Consider the following 3,030-nt stretch of genomic DNA (forward strand, 5'->3'; position numbering starts at 1 on the left):
CGACGTCGGCGCCGAGTACAGCGACCCGCCCTCGAAGTGCTGCCCGCGGCCACCGGCGCGGCTGGGGCCTGGTGGTGGCCGGCGCGCTGCTCGTCGTCGCGGCGCTGCGGCTGGAGCAGCGCGACATGCTCCGGGTCGGAGTCCTCCTCGTGGCCGTGCCGCTCGTGGCGCTGGCCCTCACCACGCGGGCCCGCTCTTCTCTCACCCTCCGGCAGAGGTCGAGATCGCTGACCATCACCGCAGGTCAGCGGGGTGCGGTAGGCCTCACCGTGCACTGCACGACCAGCCCGCGCGGCGTGAGGCTGTGGCTGGAGGACGCCGTGCCCTTCGTCCTCGGCGCCGCTCCCCGGCTTCCGGTGCCCCCGCTGGAACCGGGCCAGAGCCTCGACCTGAGGTACAGCGTGAGTTCGGACGTCCGCGGGTCCTACCGCGTCGGTCCCGCCGTGCTGCGCATCGGCGACCCGCTCGGCCTGTGCGACGTGCGCCGCGCCCTCGGCGGCAGGACCGTCGTCGACGTCCTGCCGCCCGTGCACCCCCTGCCCGCCGCCGACCTGGGCCGGCGCGGTGGCACCGGGGGCACCTCCGCGCGCAGCACGGCCACCAGCAGCGAGGCCGACGACGTGGCGCTGCGCCAGTACCGGCCCGGCGACGACCTGCGGCGGGTGCACTGGCGCTCGACCGCCCGGCGCGGGGAGGTGATGGTGCGCTCCGACGAGCGGGGCGGCGAGGAGGACGTCATCCTCCTCGTCGACCGCCGCGCCGGCGCCCACGCCGGGCGCGGCATCGCCTCCTCGCTGGAGTGGACGGTGACGGCCGCCGCCTCCATCGGCACCCACCTGCTGCGGCGGGGCCACCCGGTGCGGCTGCTGCACGGCGGGTCACCGGAGCGCTCCTGGCACCCCTCCCTGCCCGTCGAGGCACAGGTCCAGGGCCTGCTGCACGAGCTGGCGGCCCTCGCCCCCGGGCCGGACGACGACCTGCGGCAGTCGGTGCGCGGGCTGGGGCGCTCGGCCCCGGGAATGCTCGTCGCCCTCCTCGGCGCTGTCGACGAGGAGGACGTCCTCCCCCTGCTCGCCGCCCGCGACCGCTCCACCTCCGCGCTCGCGGTCGTGCAGCGCACGCGGCTGTGGGTGCGCACCGCGGCACCGGCCGACGAGGCCGCGGCGCAGCGGGCGGAGCTGCTCCTCGCCGGTGCGGGGTGGTCGACGACGGCCGCCGGGCCCGGGGACGACATCGACAGGGTGTGGGCCCAGCTCGCCCGCGCCGCCGCCGTCGGGAGGACGCGATGACACGCAGCACCCGGACGTCGCTGCTCGCGGCGGCCGCCACCGGCGCCACCCTGCTGACGCTGCGACCGCTCGTGCAGGGTGGTGGCTGGCTCCCGCGGGCGGCGCTGGTGGTCGTGGCCGTGACCGCGACGGGCATCGCCGTCTCCCGCCTGACGCGGCGCACCGGCGGGATCGTCGCGGCCCAGCTGGCCGTCCTGCTGGCAGGCCTGGGGCTGCTCCTCGCGCGGGACACCGCGCTGCTGGGGGTGGTGCCCACGCCCTCGACCGCGGAGCGCCTGGCCGTCCTCGCCGTCGAGGGGCTGGAGGCGGTGCAGCGCTACTCGGTGCCCGTGGCCGGCGCCCGGGGCCTGGAGCTGCTGCGGCGCACCGCCGCCTGCCTGCTCGCCCTCGCCGAGGACCTGCTGGCGACCCGGCTGCGCCGGCCGGCGCTGGCCGGGATGCCGCTGGGCGCGGTGTACGCCGTGCCCGTGGCGCTGGCCCCCGGCGGGGCGGGGGCGCTGTCCTTCGCGCTGGCCGCCGGCTGCTTCCTGCTGCTGCTGCGCACCGACGTCACCGGCCGCGAGCGGCGCTGGGTGCCCGCGGCCAACCGGCGCAGCGGCGTCGGGGGCGCCAGCCTCGCGGCCGCGGCCGTCGCCGTGGCCGTCGTGCTCCCCGGCGCGGTGCCCGGCCTCGACGAGCGCCCCCTCACGATCGACGTGGGACGCGGCGAGTCGATCACGGTCATCAACCCGATCCTCAACCTCAAGGACAGCCTCGGCGCCCGCTCCGACACCGTCGTCCTGACCTACCGGACCGACGAGGAGGACCCGGCCCCGCTGCGCATCGTCACCGCCGACGTCTTCGACGGCCGGACGTGGGCACCGCGCACCGGCACCGACATCCCGCGCCGCCAGCGCGTGCAGGACGGCCTGCCCCCCGCACCCGGGCTGTCGGAGGCCGTGCGCTCGAAGGCGCAGGCGGTGACCACGGCCGTGCGGGTCTACGACCTCGACCAGACCTACCTGCCGCTGCCCTACCCCACCGTGCGGGTGGACATCGACGGCAACTGGCTCTTCGAGCAGGACACGCTCAACGTCGTGGGGGACGGCGAGACCACGCGGCAGCGCCGCTACACGGTCACCCACCTGCGCGTCACCCCCGCCGAGGCGGACCTGCGCGCGGCGGGCGCGGCTCCCGAGGCGCTCCGCGAGGCGTACACGGCGCTGCCGGACTCGCTGCCGGAGTTGGTGGCGGCCACGGCGCGGGAGGTCACGCAGAACGCGCAGGACGACTACGACCGCGCGGTGCAGCTGCAGCAGTTCTTCCGCACCAGCGGCGGCTTCGTCTACTCCACCGACGTGCCGGACAGCGGCGGTTCCGACGCGGTGGCCAGCTTCCTGCAGAACAAGCAGGGCTTCTGCGTGCAGTTCGCCTCCGCGATGGCGGTCATGGCCCGCTCGCTGGGCATCCCGGCGCGCGTGGCCATCGGCTTCCTGCCGGGTGAGGAGCAGGGCGACACGTGGCGCATCAGCGCCCAGGACGCCCACGCCTGGCCCGAGCTGTACTTCGAGGGCTCCGGCTGGGTGCGCTTCGAGCCGACGCCCGCCACCCGCACCGGCTCCATGCCCCCCTGGACGGTGGGGCGGGTGGCGAACGCGCCGGTGCCCGGCCCCAGCAGCACCGAGGCGCCGGGCCGGCAGCTGCCGGGTGCCACCGCGACGCCGACCGCGAGCGCCTGCACGGCGGCGCCCGGCTCCGCTGG

At 77.1% G+C, this 3,030-nt stretch carries 2 protein-coding genes; both read left to right on the forward strand.

The annotated features are described in order from the left end of the window. A partial coding sequence (locus tag ABEB16_RS01785) for a DUF58 domain-containing protein (RefSeq protein WP_345710562.1) occupies nucleotides 1–1,289 on the forward strand: 1,289 nt, incomplete at its 5' end. Beyond that, on the forward strand, nucleotides 1,286–3,030 hold a 1,745-nt coding region (locus ABEB16_RS01790), incomplete at its 3' end, for a transglutaminase TgpA family protein (RefSeq protein ID WP_345710563.1). The genes ABEB16_RS01785 and ABEB16_RS01790, both read left to right, overlap by 4 nt.

It is taken from the genome of Kineococcus glutinatus (assembly GCF_039542765.1).
In the GTDB taxonomy this organism is placed as follows: domain Bacteria; phylum Actinomycetota; class Actinomycetes; order Actinomycetales; family Kineococcaceae; genus Kineococcus_A; species Kineococcus_A glutinatus.